The organism is Clostridium liquoris, assembly GCF_002995785.1.
GTDB lineage: Bacteria > Bacillota > Clostridia > Clostridiales > Clostridiaceae > Clostridium_AO > Clostridium_AO liquoris.
The window spans coordinates 75,395-101,763 of record NZ_PVXO01000036.1; the positions used below are offsets into that span (position 1 = coordinate 75,395).

Consider the following 26,369-nt stretch of genomic DNA (forward strand, 5'->3'; position numbering starts at 1 on the left):
ATGAAAAAATGGATAATTATTTTATTAACGGTTTTTATTATGGCTTTCATAATGCCACTTAATGTACAAGCATCTCCAAATCAAGAGCAGTTTGATAAAAATAAAGAAGTTGAACAACTATATGATTACATCACCAATATGAAAAGTGAATGTGAACTATTAAAGGATATGGATATTAAATCCTATGTAAATAATTATATGAAAAAGGGAGAAGGTAATTTTTCTATACAAAAGTTTTCCAAAGCCATCACTTCATATTTATTAAGGGAAACCGCGGTATCTCTTAAACTTATGTCAGTACTTATTATTATAGCTATTGTATGTGCTTTAATAACTAACCTAGAGAGGGCTTTTAGCAATGAAAGTTTATCTAATATAGCTTATTTTGCATGTTATTCATTAATAATCATTATTATGGCTAAAAGTTTTTATATAGGGGTGGATTTGGCAAGAGAAACCATAAATAGGATGTCTGATTTTATGCTAGCTTTATTGCCTATACTCATAATGCTGCTTGCTTCCATTGGTGGAATAACGGAAGCTGCGGTAATGGATCCTATTATAATAGGAACAATTAATATAGGAGCTAAAATATTTGCCAACGTAATAATCCCCTTAATATCCATGAGCTTTGTATTGCAATTTGTAAATAATATTACAGAGGAATATAAAATAGATAAGCTAACTAAGCTGTTAAATCAAATAGCATTATGGGGACAAGGCATACTAATGACTGTATTTATAGGGGTAATGACGGTCAGAGGGATATCATCTAAAACATTGGATCAAGTGGTTGCTAAAACAGCAAAATATGCGGTAGATAATTTTGTGCCCATAGTAGGGAAGTGTCTTTCTGATGCAGTGGCTACGGTAGCTGGATATTCATTACTTTTAAAAAATGCCTTAAGCAGCGTAGGATTAGTAATTCTTATCTTAATAATGATTTTACCGATTTTAAAAATACTCGTAACAGCAATTTTATATAAACTTACTGCAGCTCTAATAGAGCCTATAGGAGATAAAAGGCTTGTAAATTGTATAGGATCAGCAGGGGACTCTCTTATTCTCATAACTTCTTGTCTTATATGTGTTTCTGTAATGTTCTTTATAATGATATCTATTGTTGCTGCAGCAGGGAAAATAGCTGTGGGAGGGTGATTGAATGATGGAGAGTTTAAAAGCCTGGGTAATAAATATATCCTCAGTGGTATTATTTATTACCGCGGTAGAAATGATACTTCCAGATAATAGCTTAAAAAAATATTCTAAATTTGTTCTTGGATTAATACTTATATCTGTACTTATAAATCCTGTGATAAAAATATTTGATAAAAAATTTGATATTAATGTATATAGTAATAATATTTCTAAAGCCATGGATGAAGAAGAATATAAAAATAATATACAAGAATATAAAGATAAAGCTCTGAAAAATACTATAAATACCTTTCAAGCAAATCTTGAAGGCATAATAGAAGAAAAGATTAAAGAAAATTTTTCCGATGTAAATCCTAAGATTAATGTAAAGGCAGAGTTTGATAGCAAAGAAAATAAATTTAATATAAAGAGCATAGATATAGGAATAAAAGATAAAAAAGTTCAGAAGGTTAAAAAAGTGCAGGTAAACATCAGTGGAAAAGAAAAGGAGGATAAAGTCCTAAAGGATCAGTTATCTATTGATATAAAAGAATATTTAAGCAAGGAACTAAAGGTCCCTAAAAATATAATAACAATTTATAAGATATAAAAGGAGGTAAACCATGGATTTTAAAAAGCTTTTAGAGAAACTTAAAAATGAAAAGGCCAAAAAGACCTTAAGCAACAAAACTACAGTGAACCTATTAATAATTTTTCTTATAGGAGTACTAATTTTAATAAGTGCAAGTTTTTTTAAAACTACAAGCAATACTGCAAAAGGGACTATTTCCCAGGACAATAGCGATGGTGCCCCTATGGAGGAAATAACCAAAAAGCCAGAGGATGAAAGTGAAAAGGAATTAAAATTTGAGTTAAAAAATATACTGCAACAAACAGATGGTGTAGGAAGAGTAGAGGTAATGATTTATTTTGCCAGTGGGGAAGAACAAGTTCCTGCACTAAATATCAATGATTCAACTAATGCTACAGAAGAAATAGATACTGAGGGTGGAAGAAGACAGACAACTCAAAAAAACAATGGTTCTACTGTGGTTATAACCAATGACGGAGACAAAAGTCAACCTTTAATAGTAAAGAAAAATAAACCAAAGGTAACAGGAGTGCTTGTAGTAGCTGAGGGAGCTGAAGATAAAGTTACAGAGTATAGGATAAGAAAAGCTGTAACAAACTTATTCGATATACCTGACAACCAGGTAAATGTTTATCCAATGAAAAAATAGTATATATTTTGAAATTAAAGCATATAATTTTGTAGAAAGAAAGATAGGGGGAATTTTTATGAATAAAAAACAAGCTGTTATTATTGTCACATTGCTAGCTCTTATAGTATGTATGGGTTTATTAGCTACAAGACTTAACAATCCGCTATATGTTCAAGGAGAAGGAGATAAAAGTGCCATTTCTTTAAAAAATAATGACAACAAGAAAGCTACAAATACCTCAAATTATTTTGCAGAAGCAAAGATGGTAAGAGATAATAAAAATGCCCAAACATTGCAGAATTTAAAGAGCGTAATGGAGGATAAGAACATATCTCAGCAGCAAAGGGACAAGACGGCAGAAAAATATGCAGCTTTGGCTATGGCAGTAAATTATCAAAATAATATTGAATTAAATCTTCAAGCAAAAGGATATGAAGATGTAGTATGTACATTAAATGAAACTAAAGCTACGGTTATAGTAAAATCAAGCGAAAAATTAACGGACAAACAGCTTAAGGAAATACAAAGTGCAGTAATGAATGAAACAAAAATAAAGGAAGTAGAAGTTATACCTAAATAATAATATTTGTAAAAGCAATATGTATTTGATATAATATACCTAAAGATAAACCTTTTATTAACGTAGAAGAATTACTAAGGTAGAATAGAAGCCAGGGGGTAGAGAATATGGAAGAAAATATAACTAATGAAATGGATATGGGTGTAGTTAAAATATCTGATGAAGTAGTAGGCGTAATAGCAGGGCTTGCCACTACAGAGATTAAAGGAATAGTTGGTATGAGTGCTGGTCCTGTAGGTGGAATTACTCAGATATTAACAGGGAAAAAGAACTTATCAAAGGGAGTAAAGGTAACTGTTGGAGAGAATAGTGCTACTATAGATTTACATGTTGGTATGGAATATGGAGTAAGAATTCCAGATGTTGCTGTGAAAGTGCAAGATAATGTAAAGAAAGCAGTTGAATCTATGACCGGGCTTACTGTTTCAGCGGTAAATATACATGTACAAAATGTATTGATACCTAAATCTGAAGATAATAACATAGAAGAATTAGAAGAATAAAATTTATTCACCCTCTGTTTTCAGAGGGTGTTTCCATGTTATAAATAGTTTAGTATAATTATGAATAATATGACAATAATTTAAAATATAATAAATATCCAGGAGGAATAACATGAATAGGAAAAAAACTAGAGAAGTGGCAATGAAATTACTATTTGAAATGATAATAAAAAAAGAAAACTATATGGATATAATAAATAACTTAAAAGAAATAAATAGTGAAGAAGAAACTGCAACAGAAATTATGGGAATTAAAAAAGAAAAAGACCCAGAAGATATGGATTTAGATGATATAGATATGAAATATGTGATCAGAATACTAAAGGGTATACAGGAAAATGAAAAGTTAATCGATGGGAAAATAGAAAAATACCTTAGTAATTGGAAATTAAACAGAATTGCAAAGGTAGATTTAGCAATTTTAAGATTATCTACCTATGAGATATTATTTGAAAATGAAATACCGAAAAATGTTTCTATAAATGAAGGAATAGAATTAGCTAAAAAGTACGGAGAAGATAAATCCCCAGCTTTTATAAACGCAGTACTAGATAACATAGCAAAAGAATAATAAGAGGAGTTGGAGCATAAATGGGAGTACCTATTGATGGGAAAAAAGTAGCTATAAGCTATAAGGGAAAATTAAAGAAATTCATATATGATAGATCAGCAAATGGGCTAAGACCTCCTTGTATTGCTAGTATATTAATAGGTAACGATAAAGGATCGCTTTTTTATATAAGGAATCAAAGCAAGTTATGCAAAGAAGTTGGGGTAGAATTTAAAAGTATAGTTTTAGAGGAAAGTGTTCCGGAAAAAAGCATATTGGATACTATTGACAGATTAAACTTAGACTCTAATGTAGATGGAATAATACTTCAAATGCCATTGCCATCCTATTTAAATGAAGAAAAAATTATAAGTAAAATAGATCATTTAAAAGATGTAGATGGTTTAACAGATATTAATGCGGGAAAATTTTATAAAGGTGAGAAGTGCTTCATACCTTGTACATCTCAAGGTATAATAGAACTAATTAAGAGCACAGGTATAAAAATAGCTGGTAAAAATGCAGTGGTATTGGGAAGAAGCACTATTGTAGGAAAGCCAGTGGCTCAATTGCTGGTAAATGAGGATGCAACAGTAACCATTTGTCATTCAAAGACAAAAGATATAATTAAAATATGCAGAGAAGCAGATATATTGGTTTCTGCTATGGGAAAGCCAAGGTTTATAACTGAGGATTTTGTAAAAGAAGGAGCTGTTGTAATTGATGTAGGTTTTTCTGTACTAGATGGCAAAATGGTTGGAGATGTAGACTATGATGCTGTTTTACATAAAGTAAGTTTTATAACTCCAGTACCGGGCGGAGTTGGATCTATGACGCCTATAATGCTTATAAAAAATACATGTGAGGTATTGAAATAATGTTTATTAAAACCCTAACGGTTTCAGATATAAATAATTACATAAAAAAAGTTATGGATAATGACTTTATTTTAAACAATGCTGGTGTTAAAGGGGAAATTTCCAATTTCAAACTTCATTCTTCAGGACATATATATTTTTCCCTAAAGGATTCATTCAGCAAAATAAATTGTGTTATGTTTAAAAGCTATGCAAATAAATTAAAGTTTATACCTGAAAATGGTATGAAGGTAATAGTAAAGGGAAGAGTATCCGTATATAGTAAAGAGGGAACTTATCAGCTTTACTGTGAAGAAATTGAGCCAGAAGGTTTAGGAGAACTGTACATAGCTTTTGAGAAATTAAAAAGCAAATTAGAAAAAGAAGGGCTATTTGACATTTCACATAAAAAGACTATACCTAGATATGCAAAAAAAGTAGGTATAATAACTTCACCTACTGGTGCAGCAATAAGGGATATAATAAATGTTACTAAAAGAAGAAATAAAAATTGTGAACTTTTAATATACCCAGCAGCAGTTCAAGGAATAGGAGCAAGTAGAGAAGTAATAAATGGCATAAAGGAATTTAATAAGAGAAATGATGTTGATGTTATTATAGTTGCAAGAGGGGGAGGTTCCATAGAGGAACTATGGGCCTTTAATGATGAGGAGCTAGCAAGAACTATTTATAATTCTAAAATACCAATTATAACTGGAGTTGGTCATGAAACTGACTATACTATAGTAGATTTTGTTTCCGATAGAAGAGCTCCAACTCCATCTGCAGCTGCAGAAATTGCTGTGTTTAATTTAGATGAACTAGAAAATAAGATAGAAAATTTCAGAAAAAGTCTAAATTATTCTATGATAAAAGATCTAAAGGATAAATATAATAGGATTCATGTACTTAAAAGAACTTTAGACTTAAACAATCCAGGCAAAATAATAGTAAATGAATACAATAAAATAGATAGATTAAAGGAAATGTTAAATTATAAAGCCAAAAGGCAAATAGATATAAGAAAAGAGAAACTTAGCAGTATAAGCTCTCTTTTAACTGCCAATAATCCTTTAAATATTTTAAATAAAGGCTATGCTGTAATACAGGATGAAAATAGCAATGTGGTTAGTGAGATTAGTAGATTAAGTGAATATGGAAATGTTAAAATTACATTAAAAGATGGAGAAGGTAAATTTCAGATAATGAAGAGTGAAGAATGAAGAGAGGTGTTTACTATGGCTAAGAAGACAGAAAACTATGAAAGTTTAATGGGAAGGCTAGAAGAAATAGTAAATGAAATGGATGGAGGAGAACTTTCTCTAGAAGAATCCATGAAAAAGTATGAAGATGGAATAAAGATTTCTAATAAGCTATATAAGATATTAAATCAAGCTGAAGGAAAGATAAAGATTTTAACAGAAGAGGGAGAAAAGGAATTTGACTCAGTAAACAAGGAATAATTAATATTTATCCCATAAATATCTGTATCTTAATTATCCAATTAAAATGAGGTGATACCATGTGCATAGAAAAGTTAAAAAATGAAGTAGATCAATGGTTGTATGAATATTTTAATAATAAAGGCACCTATAACAAGAAATTATACGAAGCTATGGCTTATAGCGTAAACATAGGTGGAAAAAGAATAAGACCAATACTTATGCTACTTACATACAAAATGTATAATGAAGACTATAAGGATATACTTCCTGCAGCCGGTGCTTTAGAAATGATACATACTTATTCACTTATACATGATGATTTACCTGCTATGGATAATGATGATTTAAGAAGAGGAAATCCTACAAATCATAAGGTATTTGGTGATGCTGCAGCTATCCTTGCGGGAGATGGTCTTTTAAATGAAGCCTTTAATATTTTATTTAGAGAGTCTCTAGAAAAAGGAGAAAAGTGGATAAAGGCAGGCTGTTTAATAGGTAACTCTTCTGGCGCTGATGGAATGATAGCTGGACAGATAGTAGATATTTTAGGAGAAAATAAGACTATGCAGGAAGATGAATTAGTTTATATGCATAGTAAAAAGACTGGTGAACTCATTAAAACAGCAATATTGTCGGGAGCAACTTTGGCAGGTGCAGAAGAAAAGGATTTAACATTATTAAAGGAATTTGGAGAAAAATTAGGATTAGCTTTTCAGATAAAAGATGATATCTTAGATGTTGTAGGCGATGAATTAAAGCTAGGAAAGACGACAAAAAAGGATGAAATACAGAATAAAAGCACCTTTGTAAGTGTATATGGATTAGATAAATGTAATGATATGTGCTGTAAATTAACGGAGCAGTGCATAGAGCTTTTAAATAATATAGAAAGAGATAGCTCTAAATTGAAGGAATTAACTCTATTCCTACTAAAAAGAGATTATTAGCACATTGACTTTATAAATTGCATATTGTAAAATTAAGAGATGTTGATGTAATAATTATACCTATTTTTGAATATATAATTTATATTTGATAGAATGTAAAATTTAAATAGATATGAAATTAAAAAAAATTTAATAAAAAGGTGGCGCAGTATTCTAGTCAGGTAAGTATTCTCTGAAGGCGGGGCTAAAAATCCGCCAAAGGGCATATCGATGAAGTTCTTTGTGCTGGCTTATGACGCCCAGTCATGGGCTGGTGCTGGGAGTAAGGAAGATGGGGCGGCCGCAATGGCATGCGACAACTGACCCTACTTTCGTGGAGACCATTGTTTGTGTTTTAGGTTAGTCGCCTATTGCACGAAAATGGATTAAACCTGTATCGTGGTGTAAGCTATGTACAGTGTAGCCTGCCTTGAGTGATATTGGGAGAGGTAATAACACCTTTTGGACTTTGGCCAAAAGTTTAGAGGCTTTGCTTACTGAAACCTATATTGCAAAAGAGGCTAGGGGGGTACCTAACTGCTGAGGAAATCTCCTAGACTGTTCCATTGGAAGTATTTTGAGGATTGCAGTGCGGACTAAGTGGCAATCCAGTCCTGCTTATGGTAACATAGCAGATAGGATATTAAAGGGAAACCGTCAAAATGGCGACATTTTGGTTATTCTATGGGAAATCCTACTGGACCTAAGCCGCAAGTTTTACTCAAATTGCTGCCACTTTTTTCTATACATATTATAATGGAGGATTATTGTTGGATAATGGTTTAAAGGGAAACGGCAAGAATGCTAAAAAAAATGGAAATAAAGATAGTAAATTAAGAATTGATAAAAAGTGGATTATAACTATTATCTTATGGACAATATTAATATCTGGAAGTGTTAATCTTCTTTCTGATGTGCTACTAAGAAATGTAAATATATTAGTAGCTTTTATTATATTAATTTTTATAATATTTGTTGGAATAATTTTTGATATAATAGGGGTGGCTGTGACAGCAGCTGATGAAACGCCCTTTCATGCTAAAGCAGCAAAAAAGATTCCTGGGGCGAAAATTGCAGTAAAACTTATAAGAAATGCAGATAAGGTTTCTAATTTTTGTAATGATGTAGTAGGAGATGTATCTGGAATTGTAAGTGGTACTGTAGGTGCTTCAATTGTAATTAAGGTTATCGCAGTTTTTAAAAATATTAATATTACAATAATAACAGCTCTTATTGGTGCTCTTATTGCAGCTGCAACAGTTGGAGGAAAGGCTTTAGGAAAAAGTTTTGCTATGAATCAAAGCGAAATGATTGTCGATAAGGTTTCAAGGATAATATACTTAATAAAAAAGGAAAGATGAATATGGGCAGATTATTAGAAGACTACCAAGATATAAGTGAAATAAAGAATATGTCATTAGAAGAATTAGATATATTTTCTGAGGAAATAAGGAAGTTTTTAATAAATCATGTATCAAAAACAGGAGGACATTTAGCTTCAAACCTAGGAGTAGTGGAGCTGACCATAAGTCTTTATAATGTGTTTGACTTTAACGTTGATAAGCTAGTTTGGGATGTGGGACATCAAAGCTATGTACATAAGATACTTACAGGTAGAAAGGATAAATTTGATACTTTAAGAAAATTTGGAGGATTAAGTGGTTTTCCTAAAAAATGTGAAAGTAAATTTGATCACTTTCAAACAGGACACAGCAGTACTTCTATATCTGCTGCATTGGGAATGGCTAGGGCCAGAGACATAAAGAAAGAAAATTATGAAGTGGTAGCAGTTATAGGAGATGGAGCTTTAACTGGTGGTATGGCACTTGAAGCTTTAAATGATGTAGGATACAGAAAATCAAAGATGATTATAATATTAAATGATAATCAAATGTCTATTGGCAAAAATGTTGGAAGTCTATCTACATATTTAAGTAAAATAAGAGTAGAACCTGGATATAATAAACTTAAACAGGATATAGATGCTGCTTTAAAAAAGATACCTAACATTGGGAAAGGTATGGCTAATACTTTGGAAAAAGTTAAAAATGGAATAAAACAAATGGTAGTGCCAGGAATGCTTTTCGAAAACATGGGTATTAAATATTTAGGGCCTATTGATGGACATAATATAAAGCAATTGAGCAAAGTGTTGTCAAATGCTAAGGAAATAGATGGACCTGTGTTAATACATGTAGTAACAAAAAAAGGCAAAGGATATAAATATGCTGAAAAAAACCCTGGTAAATTTCATGGGATAGGACCTTTTGACTATATAAGCGGAGAAGTATGTGCAGGCAAATGTTTAACCTATTCACAGGCTTTTGGAGAAGCAATGATGAAAATTGCCTCCGAGGATAGCAGAGTAGTTGCTATTACAGCGGCCATGAGGGATGGCACGGGACTTCATGATTTTGCAGAGAAGTTTAAAAATAGATTTTTTGATGTAGGAATAGCTGAACAGCATGCAGTAACCATGGCAGCAGGTATGGCTACAGAAGGTTTAAAGCCTGTATTTGCAGTTTATTCTACTTTTCTTCAAAGAGCCTATGATCAAATACTACATGATGTGTGTATACAAAACCTTCCTGTAGTTTTAGCTATAGACAGAGCGGGAATAGTTGGAGCAGATGGAGAAACCCATCAGGGCGTATTTGATTTATCCTATTTATCAAGTATGCCTAATATGACCATAATGGCACCTAAATCTGTTTCTGAATTAGAATATGCTTTACGATTTGCTATAGCTCAAAATTCACCTGTGGCCATAAGATATCCAAGAGGAGGAGATAATCCTAGTGTTAATTTAACTCCATTAAAGGAGTTCAAAATGGGGAAATGGGAGACACTATATGATGAAGGTGAAATTACCTTACTAGCTGTAGGAAGAATGGTTCAACAGGCGGTACTAGTAAGAGAAAAACTTAGAAAATCTGGTATAAAAATTGGAGTAGTAAATGCTAATTTTGTAAAACCTTTAGATATTTCTTTATTAAAGCATTTGGTATACTGCGGTAAAAAAATAGTTACATTAGAGGACAATGTATTACATGGCGGTTTTGGTTCCATGGTTTTAGAGTACATAAATACTTTAAATAAAGAAACTAAAGTTATTAATCTAGGTTTCAAGGATGAATTTATTCCTCATGGAGGAGTAGATATACTATATAAAAATTATGGCTTAGATGTAGATGGTATAATACAAAATATTGTAAAACTGATATAGAAAAGGAGTTAGAAATGTCTGAAGCAAAAGTTAGACTTGATGTATTACTTGTAGATAAAGGTATTTTTTCCTCAAGAGAAAGAGCGAGAGCCAGCATTATGGCGGGAGAAATATTTGTTAATGGTGTTAGAGTAGATAAATGTGGGGAAAAGGTAAAAGAAAATGCTCATATAGAATTTAAGGGAGACCAAATGCCATATGTTAGTCGTGGCGGTTATAAACTAGAAAAGGCTATAAAGAGCTTTAATATAAATTTAAAGGATAAAGTATGCCTGGATATAGGTTCCTCTACAGGAGGATTTACTGATTGTATGCTTCAAAATGGAGCTAAAAAGGTATTTTCCATTGATGTAGGATATGGTCAATTAGCTTGGAAGTTAAGGGTAGATCCAAGGGTTGTATGTATGGAAAGAACTAATTTTAGATATGTCACACCTGAAGATATAGGGGAATATGCGGACTTTGCTAGTATTGATGTATCTTTTATTTCTTTAGAGAAAGTGATACCGGCAGCGTTGAATATATTGAATGACAATGGATGTATTGCAGCACTTATAAAACCACAATTTGAAGCAGGTAGAGATAAAGTAGGGAAAAAGGGGGTAGTTAGAGAAAAGAGTACCCATGAGGAGGTTATACAAAAAATAATAGATTTTGTAAAAGCTTTGAATCTTAAAATAATAGGTATTCAATTTTCTCCAATAAAGGGTCCAGAGGGTAATATAGAATATCTTATATATTTTACTAAGGATAAGAATTATGAGGAAGATTTATCTTTAACTATTGCCCATGACATAGTAGAGTTATCTCATGAAAATCTAGATGAAAGGTAATAAAATGAAAACAATAGGAATAAATGTAAACACAAATAAGGATACTGGGGGAAGAATACTGAAATCAATTATTCAAAAAATAAAAGAGTATTCTGCGGATGTAAATATAAAAGTATTTAAGGATTCTATGGGACTAGAAAATAAGGATACTTCAAATTTAGAGGCAGTTATAGTATTAGGCGGAGATGGTACAATATTAAAAGCCTCTAAGTTTTTAGCCAAATATGATGTACCTGTGTTGGGCATAAATGTAGGACATTTAGGATTTTTAGCTGAGGTAGAAAGCTGTAATTTTGATTTAGCAGTTAAAAGCATCTTAAACAATGACTACCATATTGAAGAAAGAAAAATGATACAGTGTAAAGTAGATTATGAACAAGAAAGTAAAATATTTCATGGATTAAATGAAATAGTAGTAGCTAAGGATGCAATTGGCAGAGTGGCAAAATATAAAATAGATATAGATAGCAATTACTATACTACTTTTGTATCTGATGGATTAATTGTATCTACTCCAACTGGCTCTACGGCATATTCTCTATCTGCAGGGGGACCAATTATATATCCAACACTAGATGTTGTCTGTTTAACTCCAATATGCTCTCATTCCTTGGGTATGAGAAGTATAGTTCTTAGCGGAAGTAGTAATATAAGAGTTACCATGGAAAGAAAATTTACAAATGTGCACTTGGCTATAGACGGTCAGGAAGTTATAAACTTGCAGGGCATAAACCATGTGGATATATCTTCTTCACCTTATAAATGCAAACTTATAAAGCTAAATAATGATCACAATGATTATTTTAATATACTAAGGAAAAAATTATATTTATAACTCTTAAGAAGGCGAAGGTGAATATAAATGAAAGTAACCCGTCATGCAAAGATATTGGAATTAATTGCTTCAAAGGATATTGAAACTCAAGAGGAGTTGGCGGAAGAATTAAGGAAAACTGGTATGAATGTAACTCAAGCTACTGTGTCTAGGGATATTAAAGAATTAAAGCTTATAAAAGTGCTATCTAATAGTGGTAAGTATAAATATGGAACAATAAATCATACGGAAAATTATCTTTCCAATAAGTTGGTAAATATTTTTACACAGTCTGTAGTGAATGTAGAAAATGTTTCTAATTTTGTTATAATAAAAACTTTACCAGGTTCTGCTTCAGCAGCAGCAGAGGCAATAGATTCCTTAAGATTTGATGGAATAGCTGGAACCTTAGCTGGTGATAATACAATTTTTGTTATGACGAGAAATGAAGAACAAGCTATTCAGATAACTCAAAGAATGAAAAAAATGATTATAGAACAGGAGGATTAGATGTGCTCCTTCAATTAAATATTAAAAATTTTGCTTTAATAGAAGATTTAAGTATTTCTTTTGAAAGAGGATTTAATATTTTATCCGGAGAAACTGGAGCTGGTAAATCCATATTAATTGATGCCATAAACTATGTGATTGGAGGTAAATTTAATAAGGATTTTATAAGAACGGGGAAAAATAAAACTTTTGTAGAGGCAATATTTACTTTAGAAAATGAAAAATCTAAAGAAGAATTAATAAAACAAGGCATAGAATATGAGGACTGGATAATAATAAGTAGAGAAACCTTTCAATCTGGGAAAACCATTGCTAAAGTAAATGGAAGGGCTATTTTACTTTCTCAATTAAAACTTATAACTGAAACCCTTTTAGATGTTCATGGACAACATGAAAATCAGAATCTTTTAGATGGCTCCAAACACATATTTTATTTGGACTATTATGGTGAAAAAGATATAGAAAAATCATTACTATGTTATAGAGAAAGCTATGATAAGTTAAAGGAAGTAGAAAATAAAATACATGAGTTATCAGGAGAAGTGGGAGAAAGAGAAAAAATAATCGATTTTTTAAAATACCAAATAGATGAAATAAATAATGCTAATTTAAGGATTGGAGAAGAGGATGAGCTCCAAGAAAGATACAATGTATTGTCCAATGCAGAGAAGATTAGTAAAATTCTAAATATCAGCTATGAAAGCCTATATAATGGCAATGAAAATACCTCTTCAATATTAGATGGCATAGGAGCAATAGTAAAGGATTTAAAGTCTATTGAAATGCATATGGATAAGATAAAGCAGGTTAGTAGCTCCTTAGAAGAAATATATTATAATATGGAAGAAAACATTGATGACATAAGAAAAATAAAGGATAACATTTACTATGATGAAGAGGAATTGAATTCTGTAAATAGTAGATTATATCAAATTGCTTCTTTAAAGAAAAAATATGCTCCAGATGTTAAAGGCATATTAGAGTATAGGGATAAAATAACTAATCAATATGAGGAACTTGTGCATAGTGGTGAAATAATTGAAGAATTAAACAAAAAGAGAACTATTATATTAAATGGACTAAAGGAAAAGGCTATGACAATTCATAATATAAGATTAAACATTGCACAGTCTTTAGAAAAAGATATTAAAGAAGAACTAAACTATATAGGTTTGGAAAAGAGTACATTAAAAATATCCATAGATTTAAAAGAAGAATATAATGAAAATGGATTAGATAGAGTTCAATTTTTAATTTCCACTAATCCTGGTGAGCCATTAAAACCTCTAGAAAAAGTTGTATCTGGTGGTGAGCTTTCAAGAATTATGCTAGCTTTAAAGACTGTATTTGTAGATAAAGATAATATACCATCTGTTATATTTGACGAAATAGATACTGGTATAAGTGGTAGAATTGCTCAAAGTGTAGCAGAAAAAATGTATAGTATATCAGGAAAACATCAAGTTTTTTGTATAACACATCTTCCACAAATAGCCTGTATGTCAGATACACATTATTTAGTGTCTAAAGAAGTTATAAAAGACAAGACATATACCTCTGTAAGAAAATTAACTAGCAAGGAGAAGGAGGAAGAAATATCCAAAATGATTGGAGGAACTGAAGTAACTGAACTAACACTAAAGCATGCTGAGGAAATGATTAAAATGGCAGATGATAAAAAACCGCATCTTATATAATGATACATGTAATTAAAAATTTTCAAAATTTAAGCAAATAAGTAAATATAAAATGATATATTTTTTACTAAAAAGGTTACAATATTAAAAGTATTGTAATCTTTTTTATTTTACCTTATAAATTTAGTTTTAAAAAGGAATAGTTAACTACTTATACAGTGAAATGATAGCATAAGAAAGGTTTCTGGAGGGCAACTTAAAGGTATACAAATGAAAGAAACAGGAGGTAAAAGCATGAAAAAATCAACTTTAAAATTTATTTATTCTTTTATAATATCCGTCCTGTTAATAGCTTTAGGTGCTTATTTTAGAGCTTCTAATGTGCCAACAACTATATTTGTAAGAGAAGGAAAAAACTTAAAATCTAATAACATTGTAAAACTAGTTCAGGATAGCAGTGTGAAAGCATCACAAGGAATAACTAACGGAGATAAAAATGCAAATGTAAGTTTGCTAGGGATATTTAATGTTAAATCCGTTTCTATAAAATCTATACCTAATGAACTATCAGTATATCCTGGAGGGCAGCCAATAGGAGTAAAACTCAACACAAAAGGTGTATTAGTAGTGGCTTTATCAGATCTGGAGACGGATAAAGGCAAGGTGATTAGTCCTGCAGCCAGTGCAGGAATTGAAATAGGAGATAGTATAGTAGAAATAAATAGTGAGAAAATCATGAATGCGGAAAATATATCTTCTATAGTTAACGCATCAGAAGGAAAAGAAATAACTCTTACTATAGAAAGAAAAGGTATAATTGTTAAAAAGAAGATAATACCTATAAAAACCAACGATGGTAAATATAAAATAGGTTTATGGATAAGAGATTCTACTGCAGGAGTGGGAACATTAACCTTTTATGATGATAAAACAGAAAATTTTGCAGCATTAGGTCATCCTATTACGGATGTGGACACGGGAACTATATTAAATGTTAATTCGGGTCAAATTGTAAATTCTTCTATAGTATCAGTAAGAAAAGGAGTAAAAGGAACTCCAGGTGAACTAAAAGGTATTTTTATTGATGAGGATGTAGTATTAGGAGAAATAATAAAAAATACTGAATGTGGGATATTTGGAAAAGGTAATATAACGTTAAAAAATAAATATAATAAAAAGATGAAATTAGGCCTTAGAGATGAAATAAAAGAAGGACCAGCTCAAATACTTACTACAATTGACGGAAATACTCCTAAGCTGTATAATATAGTGATAGAGAAGCTATTACCTCAAAATTCACCGGGTCCTAAGAGTATGGTAATAAGAATTACGGATAAAGATTTGTTAGAGAAAACTGGTGGGATAGTTCAGGGTATGAGCGGTAGTCCAATAATACAAGATAATAAGATAATTGGTGCAGTCACTCACGTACTAATAAATAAGCCAGATACAGGATACGGTATATATATTGAATGGATGATTAAGGATGCAGATATACTAAATAAATAGTTATCTTAAAATGTAGATAAAACTATAAAAGAATAGATAGCCTATAATGCTATCTATTCTTTTATATAATTTATTGAAAATATTTTCTTATTTAAGAAGGAATTATCATTCTTTTGTCGAATTTAATAATTGCTAAGATATGGGAATTAATTTGTAAAGGGGAGTAGTTTTATGGAAGATTCAAAAATTAGTGTAGTGATTGCTGATGATAATAAGGAATTTTGCAATATTCTTAATGATTATCTTTTAAATCAAAGGGATATTGTAGTAGTGGGTGTAGCAAAGGACGGAGTAGAGGCCTTAAAGTTAATAGAAGAAAAGAAACCGGATCTAGTTGTATTAGATATTATAATGCCACATCTTGACGGGTTGGGAGTGCTTGAAAAACTAAACAGCATGGATATAGATCCAATGCCAAGGATTATAGTTCTTTCGGCAGTTGGTCAAGATAAAATTACCCAGAGGGCTATTACTTTAGGTGCCGATTATTATGTTGTAAAACCATTTGATATGGATGTATTTACAAAGAGAATTAGACAGATGTTTAACAATACTATTTCTAGTGATGAAGTTAAAAGAAGTGTAACTGCAATGGATAGCACCATGGATAGTAAAGCAAATAGAAATGAACCTATTGATTTAGAAGCAGAAATAACTAATATTATTCACGAAATAGGTGTTCCAGCCCATATTAAAGGTTATATGTATTTAAGAGAAGCCATAACTATGGTGGTAAATGATATGGAATTGTTATCAGCAGTAACTAAGGAATTATATCCATCTATAGCAAAGAAATATAATACCACAGCTAGCCGTGTAGAAAGGGCCATAAGACATGCTATAGAAGTTGCATGGTCAAGAGGGCAAGTAGACACAATAAATAGAATTTTTGGATATACCGTACATAACGACAAAGGTAAGCCAACAAATTCAGAATTTATTGCTATGGTAGCAGACAAATTAAGATTAAAGAATAGGGTTAGTTAATGTAGTAAAATCAAGGGCTTGAACAAGGTTCGTTCTTTATCTAAAATGTAAAAATAGTGTTTCAGTGCAACTAATCCTAAAAGTACAGTACAACAAATCCTCCTATTTATTGGTGTGTAAAGATTACCAGTAAATAGGAGGATTTTATTATGCAAGAAGTTTACAATAGGTAGTATTCATGAACTGTCAATTGCCCTCTGTCAACTGTCAACTAAAAATGATTATTTAGGCATAATTCTTCTAAAGAGTTCTTGTATTTCAGCACTAAACTCTGACATTGGTTTTCCTTGGCTAATTCCTGTTCCTATATGGGTGATTCTTTGAACTATGTCTGGATCTGCAGATACAGCCACAGTTTTTATTTTAGAATCTATAGCTTTAACTTTTTTATCTACTTCACTTTTTATATTATTTGTCATGTCACCTTTTACGGTTTTATCAAGGGTAATGCCAACCAAGGCAGCATCTTCAGAAATCACTACATTGGCTACTTTTACTCCTTTTATGGTAGTTAATTGTTTAGCTATTTTATCTGCTCTTTTAGATAGATCCGTTACAGCTAGAGGAGCACTTTTTTCTGGAGTAATTTCTGTTGGTGTTGGTGCAACATTTTTATTTGCACATGCGGAAACGTTCAAGGAAAAAAGAATTAGTAATACTGAAGATACAATCATATTTTTATTTTTAAATTTCATAAATTATCACCTCAATGATATTATGTACAAAATAAAACATTTTACTATAAAATATTTGTTTGCTGCTATATAAAGGAGAGGATAAATATTACTCATATACCCAAACTTGCAATCATAAATATAAGAAGATGAAGAACAAAGGGGGATATATATGAGTAAAAAAACTCTAATTGGAAATTTTAATGAACATATACAGGATAATTTTTGGCTTTATATAATAAGTTTATTATGTATTTTTACTGGAATAGTTTTGGGAATATATAAAGTTAAATATTTAGGAGATACATATAGAAATGACCTTTTAAGTTATATAAATAGTTTCATGGATTATATGAAAAATAAAAATGTGAATTACAACACTGTTTTGATGACAACTATAAAGAATAATATACCATTCATAGCAATAATCTGGTTTTTAGGGATGACTATGATTGGAATACCTATAATACTTATAATAGATTTAATTAAGGGATATACTTTAGGATTCACCATAAGTATTATGATAAATTCCATTGGAACTAAGGGATTATGGATAGCTATGCTGGGTGTAATTCCTCAAAACATAGTATATATACCTTGCTTACTTTTATCTTCTGTATTAGCTATGGAATTTTCTCTTAATTTTTTAAGGGAAAGGATGGGAAAAAGATTTAGCAATGGAATATGGATGAGAATTCTTTCTTATTCATTAAGCTTTTTATTTATAGTGGTAATTATGTCATTAGGTTTTATTTTAGAGGCCTATGGAACGCCTAATGTATTAAAAATAGTAATGTAGTTTTTTATGTAAATGGAGAGGAAAGTATGAGTAATAAGTATTTATATTTAATAGAGCTTTTTATATGTTTTTTAAGATGCTTTTTCATACTATTAGTTTTGGGAGATTTTTTACCAAAAATATTGGATTTCATATTATATAGATATATGGGCGAAATAAATATTTATGATAATAGCGTTTTAGTTTACAACATGGTTAATATAAATAAAAAGATATTGTATAATTATATATATATCTTCAATGAATTTATAAAATTATAAAGGTTTTTCTATTCCTTTGTTGAATTAATTACAATATAAGAATACATTATAGTAGGAGAAGTGCTATGGATGAATTATTAAATAGTTATATGTCGTATTTAAAAAATAAAAATTTAAGTAAAAATACATTAGATGCGTATAAACGAGATATCAAAAAATTTTGCCAGTTTTTAAATAGCAGAAATGAAGGTATAAAAGATGTAGAAGAGACAACTATAATGGCTTATGTACAAGAATTACATAAAAACAAAAGAGCTAATTCTTCTATTATAAGGAATATAGTTTCCATAAGAAATTTTTATAAATATTTAAGTAAACAGGGAATATTAGAAGATGACCCAGTAATAAATTATGAGATGCCTAAATTAAAAAGAAACATTCCTCCGATTCTAACTGTAGAAGAGGTGGACAAACTTTTACAGGCTCCAGATTTAAATACTGAAAAAGGAATAAGAGATAAGGCTATGCTTGAAGTAATGTATGCTACTGGCATGAAAGTAAGTGAACTTCTTAATATAACTACATTTGATGTTAATTTAAAATTATGCTATATAAAGTGCAATGGAAGTAAAAATATTGAGAGAATAATTCCAATAGGATCTTATGCTGTTAATTGCTTAAATGAATACTTAAAAATAAGGCCCTCTTTAAATATATATAATTTGGACTATTTATTTTTAAACCTTCAGAGTACAAAGATGACAAGACAAGGATTTTGGAAAATAGTTAAATATTATGCTAAATTATCTGGGATTAAGAAAGAAATAAATTCATATACATTAAGGCATTCTTTTGCTGTGCATTTATTACAAAATGGTGCAGATATAAGAGTGGTACAAGAACTATTGGGGCATAGAGATATGGCCACTACACAAATTTATTCTACTATATGTAAGAAGAGTAAAATTGTGGAGGTATATAAAAAAACCCATCCAAGGGCATAGAATTTATGATATAGTATCATGCTAAAGTGTGGTTAATACTAATGAAAAAGAGAAAAAAGGAGGTAATTACAAATGAATTTAGAACAAATTAAGGAAAGTGTACAATATGTGAAGGAAAGAATAGACATAACACCAGAGATTGGAATAATTCTTGGATCTGGATTAGGGGATTTAGCAAATATGGTGGAAGAAAGAGTTAATATAAAGTATGAAGATATACCTAATATGCCTAAGTCTACAGTAGTAGGCCATGCAGGCCAATATGTTTTTGGTAAATTAAATGGCAAAAATGTGGTTATGATGCAGGGAAGAATACATTACTATGAAGGATATCCAATGGAAATATTGGCATTGCCTATACATATTATGAAGTATTTAGGAATAAAAACTTTAATAGTAACTAATGCTGCTGGTGGAGTAAATGAAGGTTTTATCCCAGGGGACTTAATGCTTATAAAGGATCATATTAATTTTGCATTTACTAATCCACTTATAGGTAAAAATGAAGAAGATGTGGGTCCTAGATTTCCGGATATGAGCAATGCCTATGATAAAGATTTGATACAATTAGGTGAGAAAATAGGCAAGGATATGAATATAGAACTTAAAAAGGGAGTTTATGTGATGATGACAGGACCAACCTATGAAACTCCAGCAGAGATAAAAATGATTAGAATATTGGGTGGAGATGCTGTAGGTATGTCAACGGTTCCAGATGTTATAGTGGCTAAACATTGCGGATTAAAAGTCTTAGGAATATCTTGTATTACCAATATGGCAGCGGGAATACTAGATCAACCTTTAAATCATAAAGAAGTTATAGAAACCTCAAATAGGGTAAAGGATAAATTTGTAAAGCTGGTAAGTGAAATAGTTAAAGAAATTTAGAGTATACTACAACAAGGAAAGGATGATTAACTATGGATTTATTAGAAAAGGTGCAAAAGGCAAAGAATTATATTACATCAATTGATAATTGTAAATTTGATTTAGCAATAATATTGGGTACTGGGCTTGGCAGTATAGTAAATGATATAGAAAATAAAAAGAAAATAAAATATAAAGATATACCTGGTTTCCCTGTATCCACAGTAGTAGGTCATGCAGGGGAACTAATAATAGGGGATCTTATGGGGAAAAAGGTTTTAGCTTTAAATGGAAGATTTCATTATTATGAAGGATATGAAATGAGTGAAGTGACTTTCCCTGTTAGGGTAATAAAAGCTCTAGGTATAGAAAAGATAATAGTTACTAATGCAGCAGGAGGTATGAATCCAGATTTTTCAGCTGGGGATTTGATGATAATAGAAGACCATATAAACCTTATGGGCAACAATCCTCTTATTGGTAAGAATTATGAAGAGTTTGGGCCAAGATTTCCTGATATGTCAGAGGCCTATAATAAAGACTTAGTGAATTTAGGCAAAAGTTGTGCTAAGAAACTAGGCATTAATGTACAAAGTGGTGTATATGCAGCGGTTTCTGGACCAACCTATGAAACTCCAGCAGAGCTTAGAATGTTAAGAAATGTAGGAGGAGATGCAGTAGGTATGTCTACTGTACCTGAAGTTATTGTAGCAAATCATATGAATATGAAAGTCTTAGGTATATCCTGCATAACTGATATGGCTATTGCGGACAATTTGAAACCTCTAGACCATGCAAAGGTTGTGGAAACTGCTAATAGGGCAATGGTGAAATTTATATCCTTGGTTAAGGAAATAGTTTCAAATATGTAAAACTATTTACACTATATGAGGTGAAAAAAATGAGAATGTACGATATTATTTTAAAAAAAAGAAATGGACAGGAGTTATCCACAGAAGAAATAAACTTTTTTATTGAAAACTATACTAAAGGAAATATACCTGATTATCAGGCTTCAGCCCTAACTATGGCTATATATTTTCAGAAGATGAATAAGAGAGAAACTGCAGATCTAACTTTGGCCATGGCACATTCGGGAGATGTATTAGATCTATCTTCTATCAAAGGAATTAAGGTTGATAAACATAGTACAGGCGGAGTTGGAGATACTACTACTTTGGTGCTTGGACCAATGGTAGCTTCTTTAGGAATACCAGTAGCTAAAATGTCTGGAAGAGGGCTAGGGCATACAGGTGGTACTATAGATAAATTAGAATCCTTCAAAGGCTTTTCTGTGGAGATGTCTGAAGAAAAGTTTGTGGAAAATGTAAATAAAATAAAATTAGTAGTGGGAGGACAAACTGGTAATTTAGCTCCTGCAGATAAAAAGTTATACGCTTTAAGGGACGTTACTGCAACAGTAGATAATGTGTCCTTAATAGCATCGAGTATAATGAGTAAAAAAATAGCTGCTGGTGCAGATTGTATCGTACTAGATGTAAAAGTAGGAGAAGGAGCCTTTATGAAGAATAAAGAGGAAGCCTTTGAACTAGCAGAGGAAATGGTGGAAATAGGTAAAAAGGTAAATAGAACTACAGTAGCTATAATTTCTGATATGGATCAGCCCTTAGGGTTTAGTGTTGGAAATGCTTTAGAAGTAAAAGAAGCAATAGATACATTAAATGGGAGTGGACCACAGGATTTATATGAATTATGTTTAACTTTAGGTTCACATATGGTAGTACTTGCGCAAAAGGCAAAAGATATGAAGGAAGCAAGAAAAATGCTTATACACGCTGTGGAAAGTGGAAAAGCATTAGAAAAATTAAAGGAGTTTGTAGCTGCACAAGGTGGAGATCCATCCTATGTAGATAATACAGAAAAGTTTTCAAAGGCTGAATTTATTATCCCTGTAAACAGTGACAGAGAAGGTTTTGTAACTAAAATTCATGCAGAAAACATTGGATTAATAGCAATGGAATTAGGGGCAGGAAGAGCTACAAAAGATGATATTATAGATCTTGCTGTAGGTGTAGTATTAAATAAAAAAAGAGGAGATAAGGTTACAGAGGGAGAACCATTAGCTTATGTACATGCAAACAGCATGGAAAAGGCTGAGAAGGCTGTAAAAGATATATTAGCTAATTATGTTATAGGCAGTGAATATAAAGAAAATATTCCCCTAATCTATGGAATAGTAAAATAAGTATGAATAAAAAGGAAAGAAGTTTTAACTTCTTTCCTTTTTAAATTGTTATATTTAAATGGATAAATTTTTGAAAGCCAGGGGAAAATATTATTGAAAGGAAGGAGGAAATTATGTTATGGAAAATAAAGAAAAAAAGTTAATTGGCTTATTTATGTTATTATTATTTTTCACACAGATTATATTTGTGCCTGTAAATGTAAAAGCAGAAGGTGAAGGAATAAATGTAGAGGCGTCTTCTGCCATATTGATTGAACCAACCACTGGAAAGATACTTTATGAAAAAAATTCCCATGAGAAACTTGCTCCAGCCTCCGTAACAAAAATAATGACCATGTTAATTGCCATGGAAGCTGTTGATTCAGGTAAAATAAAATTAACAGATAAAATAACCGTAAGTGAAAATGCAAAAATGAAGGGCAAAAATGGGAACAGTAGCATGCTTTTAGATACAGGAGAAATTAGAACTGTAGAAGAAATACTTAAAGGTATAGCTATAGCTTCAGGTAATGACGCAGCCACAGCTATGGCAGAATATATCGCAGGCAGTGAAGAGGCTTTTGTAAAATTAATGAATGAAAGGGCACAGACCTTGGGAATGAAAGATACAACCTTTAAAAATTGTTCGGGACTTTCTGAATCAGGTCATGTAACTTCAGCCTTTGATATATCCTTAATGTCTAAAGAGCTTTTAAAACATCCTCAAGTACTTAAATATACAGGTACCTATATGGAAACTATATCCGAAGGAAGAAAAAGCCCAATCGGTCTTGTAAATCATAATAAATTGGTTAGATTTTTTAAAGGCTGTGATGGATTAAAAACAGGATTTACCAATGAGGCTATGTATTGCATTTCTGCAACCGCAGTAAGAGATGGAGTAAGAATGTTAGCTGTTATTATGGGGGCACCTACATATAAAGTTAGGAATAGAGATGCAAGTATGCTTATGAATTACGGTTTTTCAAAATTTGAATGCAAGAAGGTTGTACCAAAGGATAGTAATGTAGAAAAGATACAGTTAGGAAAAAGAGAAGATAAATTCTTTATGGCTAAAGCCTTAGAGGATATAAATATTATAGTAGAAAGAGGCACAGAAAGTAAAATAACTAAAAAATGTGTAGTCAATTTAGAAAAGAAACATTATAATAAAGGTGATGTAGTTGGTAATTGCGAAGTATACCTTAACGGTAACCTAGTAGGAAATGTGAAAATTTATTGTGATAGGGAAATAAAAAAACCAGGTGTTTTTGATAATTTTAGATATAACTTTAAAAATTTATTTAATAACGGAATATAACATTATTTTAATTATATGATAGTCCATTTAAAGGCTATCATATAATTTTTAAAAGGAATATTTAATAAAAAATCTAGGAGAGATATTATATGGCATTAAAAATAAAGATAGATAATTTTGAAGGGCCTTTTGACCTTTTACTTCATCTTATAAAGAAAAATGAACTGGATATATATAATATAAGTATATCCCAGATAACGAATCAATATCTTCAATATATAAATTCTTTAAAGGAAATGGATTTAGAAATTACTTCAGAATTTATAGTTATTGCAGCTACTTTATTGCAAATAAAGTCCAGAGAATTACTTCCTAAAGCTAAAGAAGATGAAAGTGCAGTAACCCTAGAAGAACAGGATCCAGAAAAGATATTAATAGAAAAACTTATTGAATATAAAAAGTATAAAGGGGCGGCAGCTTTTTTAAAGTCAAAAGCTGGTATGGAGCATATTATGTTTACGAAAAAACCTGAAGTAATAGTAGAAGATAAAAAGGACATAAAAATGGAAGAAGTATTTAAAAATATTACTATACTTGACTTATTCAACATCTATAATGAAATTATGAGAACTTACAAAAATAAAATGAATACAAATGCTATATCTGGAGAAATACCTATAGATCAATATAAGATTGAAGATAAAATGATATATATAAAACAAAGGATAAAGAAAAGTAAAAGTATATCATTTTCTAAATTAGCCAAAGAGTGTTCTGCAAAAATAGAGGTGATAGTTACATTTTTAGGTATGCTAGAACTTATAAAATTAAGAGTAATAAGGGTAACACAGGAAGAAAATTTTAAAGAGATATTTTTAGAAAGGGTAGATTTAAATGAGAAAACTAAATATGAATCAAATTGAAATGGAACAATATCCTGTTAAGGACAGATTTATTTCAGTCATAGAGTCACTTCTCTTTGTCAGTGGAGAACCACTTAAAGCAAAGGATATGGCAAACATACTGGAATGTGACACAAAATTTATAAAAAGTTTAATTGAAGATATGAAAAAATTATATCGGGAAGAAAATAGGGGCATTATTATAATAGAAACAGAAGATAGTTATCAATTGGCTACCAAAAAAGAAAATAGCGAATTTGTCCAAAAGTTATTGAAAACAAATGTAAGACAATCACTTTCACAAGCAGCTCTTGAAACATTGGCTATTATAGCTTATAAGCAGCCAATCACTAGAATTGACATAGATGAAATAAGAGGAGTAAAAAGTGACAGGGCAATTCAGACATTGTTAGAAAAAGGTTTGACAAAGGAATGTGGCAGGTTAGATATGCCGGGTAGACCCATACTTTATGGAACTACAGAAGAATTTTTAAAGTATTTTGGTTTAGAGAGTTTAAATCAAATGCCCAGCTTAGAAGATGTATTAAAAGACTTCGGAGATAAGGATGAATTATTAGAGGAGAATATTATAAAGGAAATTGAGAAGAAATAGTGCAGGGAAGATTTTTAATCTTACTGCACTATTATTATGCAAATATTTTTTCTATTCTATAGGTGATGCATCATTATCAAGAGAATTTTTTTCTTTATCATCATCTTTTTTTATAAAGTTTTTTATTGTATCCATTATTTGAGGAACTGAATCAATGATTCTATCATAAGAATTGTTTTGTTCCATAGGAAGAAGCCTTATTGAGTCACATTTAATCACTAAAAAGGCTACTGGTTTAACAGAGACTCCAGCTCCAGAACCTCCTCCAAAGGGATATTTTGCATTATCGCTATTTAGACAAGTGCTAAACTCACTTCCACCGGAAGCAAAACCAAAGGACACTTTAGAAATTGGAATTATCAAAGAGCCATCCTTTGATTCTACCGGGTCTCCTACTATAGTGTTAACATCTATCATGTTTTTGATGCTTTCCATGGTGCTCTTCATTAAATTTTCAATTGGATGATTTTCCATTATAATACCTCCCTAGCTATATATTATTAATTTTTGTTACACAGTTATTTGAATCTTTATTTGCACTATGTATGCCCTTAAATATAATAATGAATATATAGATAATTTTGACTAAATTTATATAAATTATACTGTTTACTTTTGCATCAATTATTTTTTTATTAAATTCAGGATAAAGATTTAATTTCATATCTTTTACTTTAAAACAGGAGTAGGTGTAATATTGTAAATAAGAATATATATTGTATATTATGCCATATAGTATGCCTGTAAGTGCAGCATCATCTACACCATAGGTTAATTCTATGGACATGTTTATACTAGGCTTCAAGGTATTGTTTTTTAAATTTTGAAGTATATATTTTATTTGCTTAAATGTAAATTTTCTTATATTTAAGCTTTTTTTTGTACTTTTTTCTGCTTTATTAACTGTATCCCTTTGCCTTTTTGTTAGATCTTTGGGAGTAAATTTATAAGTCTTCCATAATATTTTAATGATAAGTTCATCCATGTTATACATAAAATAAATTTTAATAGGAAAGGGAATTATAAAGATAAGAAATAAAATTAATAAAATAATTAACCAGTTAATCATAACCTATCCTCCATGTAACATTTAAATATTATAACCATGACAGGAAATAGTATACAAA

Annotated in this window: 30 protein-coding genes; 27 read left to right on the forward strand and 3 right to left on the reverse strand. The window is 30.7% G+C overall.

The features are described from left to right. The 18 genes from spoIIIAE to spo0A all read left to right on the forward strand — a co-directional run bounded on the left by spoIIIAE (position 1) and on the right by spo0A (position 16,737). Positions 1-1,158 carry a stage III sporulation protein AE gene (spoIIIAE, locus tag CLLI_RS06910; protein WP_106063491.1) on the forward strand — a complete coding sequence of 386 codons (1,158 nt, stop codon included), beginning with the start codon at positions 1-3 and terminating at the stop codon, positions 1,156-1,158. Between the two features lie 4 nt (positions 1,159-1,162). After that, positions 1,163-1,747, forward strand: coding sequence for a stage III sporulation protein AF (gene spoIIIAF, locus CLLI_RS06915; RefSeq protein ID WP_106063492.1), 585 nt, complete (start codon positions 1,163-1,165; stop codon positions 1,745-1,747). Positions 1,748-1,760: 13 nt separating this feature from the next. Then, the gene (spoIIIAG, locus tag CLLI_RS06920; protein WP_106063493.1) at positions 1,761-2,378 is read left to right on the forward strand and encodes a stage III sporulation protein AG; all 618 of its coding nucleotides are present in this window, start codon (positions 1,761-1,763) and stop codon (positions 2,376-2,378) included. A 58-nt stretch (positions 2,379-2,436) separates the two neighbouring features. Next, positions 2,437-2,940 carry a SpoIIIAH-like family protein gene (locus CLLI_RS06925; RefSeq protein ID WP_106063494.1) on the forward strand — a complete coding sequence of 168 codons (504 nt, stop codon included), beginning with the start codon at positions 2,437-2,439 and terminating at the stop codon, positions 2,938-2,940. A gap of 107 nt (positions 2,941-3,047) precedes the next feature. Further along, positions 3,048-3,443: an Asp23/Gls24 family envelope stress response protein gene (locus CLLI_RS06930; protein WP_106063495.1), complete on the forward strand. Its 396-nt coding sequence runs from the start codon at positions 3,048-3,050 to the stop codon at positions 3,441-3,443. A gap of 112 nt (positions 3,444-3,555) precedes the next feature. Then, positions 3,556-4,014 carry a transcription antitermination factor NusB gene (gene nusB / locus CLLI_RS06935; RefSeq protein ID WP_106063496.1) on the forward strand — a complete coding sequence of 153 codons (459 nt, stop codon included), beginning with the start codon at positions 3,556-3,558 and terminating at the stop codon, positions 4,012-4,014. Between the two features lie 20 nt (positions 4,015-4,034). Then, on the forward strand, positions 4,035-4,871 hold the full coding sequence (locus tag CLLI_RS06940) for a tetrahydrofolate dehydrogenase/cyclohydrolase catalytic domain-containing protein (protein ID WP_106063497.1): 837 nt from the start codon (positions 4,035-4,037) through the stop codon (positions 4,869-4,871). Continuing rightward, entirely contained in the window at positions 4,871-6,073 is a 1,203-nt protein-coding gene (gene xseA, locus CLLI_RS06945; RefSeq protein WP_106063498.1) for an exodeoxyribonuclease VII large subunit, read from the forward strand. Before CLLI_RS06940 ends, xseA begins: the two co-directional genes overlap by 1 nt. Before the next feature lie 15 nt (positions 6,074-6,088). Further along, on the forward strand, positions 6,089-6,313 hold the full coding sequence (locus tag CLLI_RS06950; protein WP_106063499.1) for an exodeoxyribonuclease VII small subunit: 225 nt from the start codon (positions 6,089-6,091) through the stop codon (positions 6,311-6,313). Positions 6,314-6,372: 59 nt separating this feature from the next. After that, the gene (locus tag CLLI_RS06955) at positions 6,373-7,242 is read left to right on the forward strand and encodes a polyprenyl synthetase family protein (RefSeq protein WP_106063500.1); all 870 of its coding nucleotides are present in this window, start codon (positions 6,373-6,375) and stop codon (positions 7,240-7,242) included. A 749-nt stretch (positions 7,243-7,991) separates the two neighbouring features. Further along, entirely contained in the window at positions 7,992-8,582 is a 591-nt protein-coding gene (locus CLLI_RS06965; protein ID WP_106063501.1) for a hypothetical protein, read from the forward strand. A gap of 2 nt (positions 8,583-8,584) precedes the next feature. Next, positions 8,585-10,447: a 1-deoxy-D-xylulose-5-phosphate synthase gene (dxs, locus tag CLLI_RS06970; RefSeq protein ID WP_106063502.1), complete on the forward strand. Its 1,863-nt coding sequence runs from the start codon at positions 8,585-8,587 to the stop codon at positions 10,445-10,447. Between the two features lie 14 nt (positions 10,448-10,461). Further along, positions 10,462-11,280 carry a TlyA family RNA methyltransferase gene (locus CLLI_RS06975; RefSeq protein WP_106063503.1) on the forward strand — a complete coding sequence of 273 codons (819 nt, stop codon included), beginning with the start codon at positions 10,462-10,464 and terminating at the stop codon, positions 11,278-11,280. Positions 11,281-11,284: 4 nt separating this feature from the next. Further along, positions 11,285-12,115: an NAD(+)/NADH kinase gene (locus CLLI_RS06980; protein ID WP_242975546.1), complete on the forward strand. Its 831-nt coding sequence runs from the start codon at positions 11,285-11,287 to the stop codon at positions 12,113-12,115. A 27-nt stretch (positions 12,116-12,142) separates the two neighbouring features. Then, entirely contained in the window at positions 12,143-12,604 is a 462-nt protein-coding gene (locus CLLI_RS06985) for an arginine repressor (RefSeq protein WP_106063504.1), read from the forward strand. A 2-nt stretch (positions 12,605-12,606) separates the two neighbouring features. Next, positions 12,607-14,301: a DNA repair protein RecN gene (recN, locus tag CLLI_RS06990; protein WP_106063505.1), complete on the forward strand. Its 1,695-nt coding sequence runs from the start codon at positions 12,607-12,609 to the stop codon at positions 14,299-14,301. Positions 14,302-14,535: 234 nt separating this feature from the next. Then, positions 14,536-15,750: a SpoIVB peptidase gene (gene spoIVB, locus CLLI_RS06995; protein ID WP_106063506.1), complete on the forward strand. Its 1,215-nt coding sequence runs from the start codon at positions 14,536-14,538 to the stop codon at positions 15,748-15,750. 171 nt (positions 15,751-15,921) lie between these two features. After that, the gene (gene spo0A, locus CLLI_RS07000) at positions 15,922-16,737 is read left to right on the forward strand and encodes a sporulation transcription factor Spo0A (RefSeq protein WP_106063507.1); all 816 of its coding nucleotides are present in this window, start codon (positions 15,922-15,924) and stop codon (positions 16,735-16,737) included. A gap of 221 nt (positions 16,738-16,958) precedes the next feature. On the opposite strand, the gene CLLI_RS07005 is transcribed toward spo0A, so the two are convergent. Continuing rightward, complete coding sequence (locus CLLI_RS07005; protein WP_106063508.1) at positions 16,959-17,432, reverse strand: YhcN/YlaJ family sporulation lipoprotein; 474 nt, start codon at positions 17,430-17,432, stop codon at positions 16,959-16,961. Between the two features lie 151 nt (positions 17,433-17,583). On the opposite strand from CLLI_RS07005, the gene spoIIM reads away from it, so the two are divergent. The 9 genes from spoIIM (at position 17,584) to scpB (ending at position 25,242) form a co-directional block, all read left to right on the forward strand. Continuing rightward, positions 17,584-18,210: a stage II sporulation protein M gene (gene spoIIM / locus CLLI_RS07010; RefSeq protein WP_106063509.1), complete on the forward strand. Its 627-nt coding sequence runs from the start codon at positions 17,584-17,586 to the stop codon at positions 18,208-18,210. Positions 18,211-18,236: 26 nt separating this feature from the next. Continuing rightward, positions 18,237-18,470 carry an endonuclease III gene (locus CLLI_RS07015; protein WP_106063510.1) on the forward strand — a complete coding sequence of 78 codons (234 nt, stop codon included), beginning with the start codon at positions 18,237-18,239 and terminating at the stop codon, positions 18,468-18,470. A gap of 65 nt (positions 18,471-18,535) precedes the next feature. Continuing rightward, the gene (xerD, locus tag CLLI_RS07020) at positions 18,536-19,414 is read left to right on the forward strand and encodes a site-specific tyrosine recombinase XerD (RefSeq protein WP_106063511.1); all 879 of its coding nucleotides are present in this window, start codon (positions 18,536-18,538) and stop codon (positions 19,412-19,414) included. A gap of 72 nt (positions 19,415-19,486) precedes the next feature. After that, positions 19,487-20,302 carry a purine-nucleoside phosphorylase gene (locus CLLI_RS07025; RefSeq protein WP_106063512.1) on the forward strand — a complete coding sequence of 272 codons (816 nt, stop codon included), beginning with the start codon at positions 19,487-19,489 and terminating at the stop codon, positions 20,300-20,302. 32 nt (positions 20,303-20,334) lie between these two features. Further along, on the forward strand, positions 20,335-21,153 hold the full coding sequence (locus tag CLLI_RS07030) for a purine-nucleoside phosphorylase (RefSeq protein ID WP_106063513.1): 819 nt from the start codon (positions 20,335-20,337) through the stop codon (positions 21,151-21,153). Positions 21,154-21,182: 29 nt separating this feature from the next. Next, entirely contained in the window at positions 21,183-22,487 is a 1,305-nt protein-coding gene (locus tag CLLI_RS07035; RefSeq protein ID WP_106063514.1) for a pyrimidine-nucleoside phosphorylase, read from the forward strand. 154 nt (positions 22,488-22,641) lie between these two features. Beyond that, the gene (locus CLLI_RS07040; RefSeq protein WP_479723243.1) at positions 22,642-23,787 is read left to right on the forward strand and encodes a D-alanyl-D-alanine carboxypeptidase family protein; all 1,146 of its coding nucleotides are present in this window, start codon (positions 22,642-22,644) and stop codon (positions 23,785-23,787) included. 89 nt (positions 23,788-23,876) lie between these two features. After that, positions 23,877-24,650: a segregation/condensation protein A gene (locus CLLI_RS07045; RefSeq protein WP_106063516.1), complete on the forward strand. Its 774-nt coding sequence runs from the start codon at positions 23,877-23,879 to the stop codon at positions 24,648-24,650. After that, a complete protein-coding gene (scpB, locus tag CLLI_RS07050; protein ID WP_106063517.1) occupies positions 24,622-25,242 on the forward strand; it encodes an SMC-Scp complex subunit ScpB in 621 nt (206 codons plus the stop codon). The genes CLLI_RS07045 and scpB overlap by 29 nt, the downstream gene beginning before the upstream one ends. A 51-nt stretch (positions 25,243-25,293) precedes the next feature. On the opposite strand, the gene ytfJ is transcribed toward scpB, so the two are convergent. Together ytfJ and CLLI_RS07060 are read right to left on the reverse strand one after the other, a co-directional pair. Then, entirely contained in the window at positions 25,294-25,716 is a 423-nt protein-coding gene (gene ytfJ, locus CLLI_RS07055) for a GerW family sporulation protein (protein WP_106063518.1), read from the reverse strand. A 16-nt stretch (positions 25,717-25,732) separates the two neighbouring features. Next, entirely contained in the window at positions 25,733-26,311 is a 579-nt protein-coding gene (locus CLLI_RS07060; RefSeq protein ID WP_106063519.1) for a DUF2953 domain-containing protein, read from the reverse strand. Positions 26,312-26,369 lie beyond the last annotated feature (58 nt).

Excerpts from the sequence above, each read along its gene's own strand:
- spoIIIAE (WP_106063491.1), top strand. The coding sequence starts at position 1 with ATGAAAAAATGGATAATTATTTTATTAACGGTTTTTATTATGGCTTTC.
- spoIIIAF (WP_106063492.1), top strand. The coding sequence starts at position 1,163 with ATGATGGAGAGTTTAAAAGCCTGGGTAATAAATATATCCTCAGTGGTA.
- spoIIIAG (WP_106063493.1), top strand. The coding sequence starts at position 1,761 with ATGGATTTTAAAAAGCTTTTAGAGAAACTTAAAAATGAAAAGGCCAAA.
- CLLI_RS06925 (WP_106063494.1), top strand. The coding sequence starts at position 2,437 with ATGAATAAAAAACAAGCTGTTATTATTGTCACATTGCTAGCTCTTATA.
- CLLI_RS06930 (WP_106063495.1), top strand. The coding sequence starts at position 3,048 with ATGGAAGAAAATATAACTAATGAAATGGATATGGGTGTAGTTAAAATA.
- nusB (WP_106063496.1), top strand. The coding sequence starts at position 3,556 with ATGAATAGGAAAAAAACTAGAGAAGTGGCAATGAAATTACTATTTGAA.
- CLLI_RS06940 (WP_106063497.1), top strand. The coding sequence starts at position 4,035 with ATGGGAGTACCTATTGATGGGAAAAAAGTAGCTATAAGCTATAAGGGA.
- xseA (WP_106063498.1), top strand. The coding sequence starts at position 4,871 with ATGTTTATTAAAACCCTAACGGTTTCAGATATAAATAATTACATAAAA.
- CLLI_RS06950 (WP_106063499.1), top strand. The coding sequence starts at position 6,089 with ATGGCTAAGAAGACAGAAAACTATGAAAGTTTAATGGGAAGGCTAGAA.
- CLLI_RS06955 (WP_106063500.1), top strand. The coding sequence starts at position 6,373 with ATGTGCATAGAAAAGTTAAAAAATGAAGTAGATCAATGGTTGTATGAA.
- dxs (WP_106063502.1), top strand. The coding sequence starts at position 8,585 with ATGGGCAGATTATTAGAAGACTACCAAGATATAAGTGAAATAAAGAAT.
- CLLI_RS06975 (WP_106063503.1), top strand. The coding sequence starts at position 10,462 with ATGTCTGAAGCAAAAGTTAGACTTGATGTATTACTTGTAGATAAAGGT.
- CLLI_RS06980 (WP_242975546.1), top strand. The coding sequence starts at position 11,285 with ATGAAAACAATAGGAATAAATGTAAACACAAATAAGGATACTGGGGGA.
- CLLI_RS06985 (WP_106063504.1), top strand. The coding sequence starts at position 12,143 with ATGAAAGTAACCCGTCATGCAAAGATATTGGAATTAATTGCTTCAAAG.
- spoIVB (WP_106063506.1), top strand. The coding sequence starts at position 14,536 with ATGAAAAAATCAACTTTAAAATTTATTTATTCTTTTATAATATCCGTC.
- spo0A (WP_106063507.1), top strand. The coding sequence starts at position 15,922 with ATGGAAGATTCAAAAATTAGTGTAGTGATTGCTGATGATAATAAGGAA.
- CLLI_RS07005 (WP_106063508.1), bottom strand. The coding sequence starts at position 17,432 with ATGAAATTTAAAAATAAAAATATGATTGTATCTTCAGTATTACTAATT.
- spoIIM (WP_106063509.1), top strand. The coding sequence starts at position 17,584 with ATGAGTAAAAAAACTCTAATTGGAAATTTTAATGAACATATACAGGAT.
- CLLI_RS07015 (WP_106063510.1), top strand. The coding sequence starts at position 18,237 with ATGAGTAATAAGTATTTATATTTAATAGAGCTTTTTATATGTTTTTTA.
- xerD (WP_106063511.1), top strand. The coding sequence starts at position 18,536 with ATGGATGAATTATTAAATAGTTATATGTCGTATTTAAAAAATAAAAAT.
- CLLI_RS07025 (WP_106063512.1), top strand. The coding sequence starts at position 19,487 with ATGAATTTAGAACAAATTAAGGAAAGTGTACAATATGTGAAGGAAAGA.
- CLLI_RS07030 (WP_106063513.1), top strand. The coding sequence starts at position 20,335 with ATGGATTTATTAGAAAAGGTGCAAAAGGCAAAGAATTATATTACATCA.
- CLLI_RS07035 (WP_106063514.1), top strand. The coding sequence starts at position 21,183 with ATGAGAATGTACGATATTATTTTAAAAAAAAGAAATGGACAGGAGTTA.
- CLLI_RS07040 (WP_479723243.1), top strand. The coding sequence starts at position 22,642 with ATGTTATTATTATTTTTCACACAGATTATATTTGTGCCTGTAAATGTA.
- CLLI_RS07045 (WP_106063516.1), top strand. The coding sequence starts at position 23,877 with ATGGCATTAAAAATAAAGATAGATAATTTTGAAGGGCCTTTTGACCTT.
- scpB (WP_106063517.1), top strand. The coding sequence starts at position 24,622 with ATGAGAAAACTAAATATGAATCAAATTGAAATGGAACAATATCCTGTT.
- ytfJ (WP_106063518.1), bottom strand. The coding sequence starts at position 25,716 with ATGGAAAATCATCCAATTGAAAATTTAATGAAGAGCACCATGGAAAGC.
- CLLI_RS07060 (WP_106063519.1), bottom strand. The coding sequence starts at position 26,311 with ATGATTAACTGGTTAATTATTTTATTAATTTTATTTCTTATCTTTATA.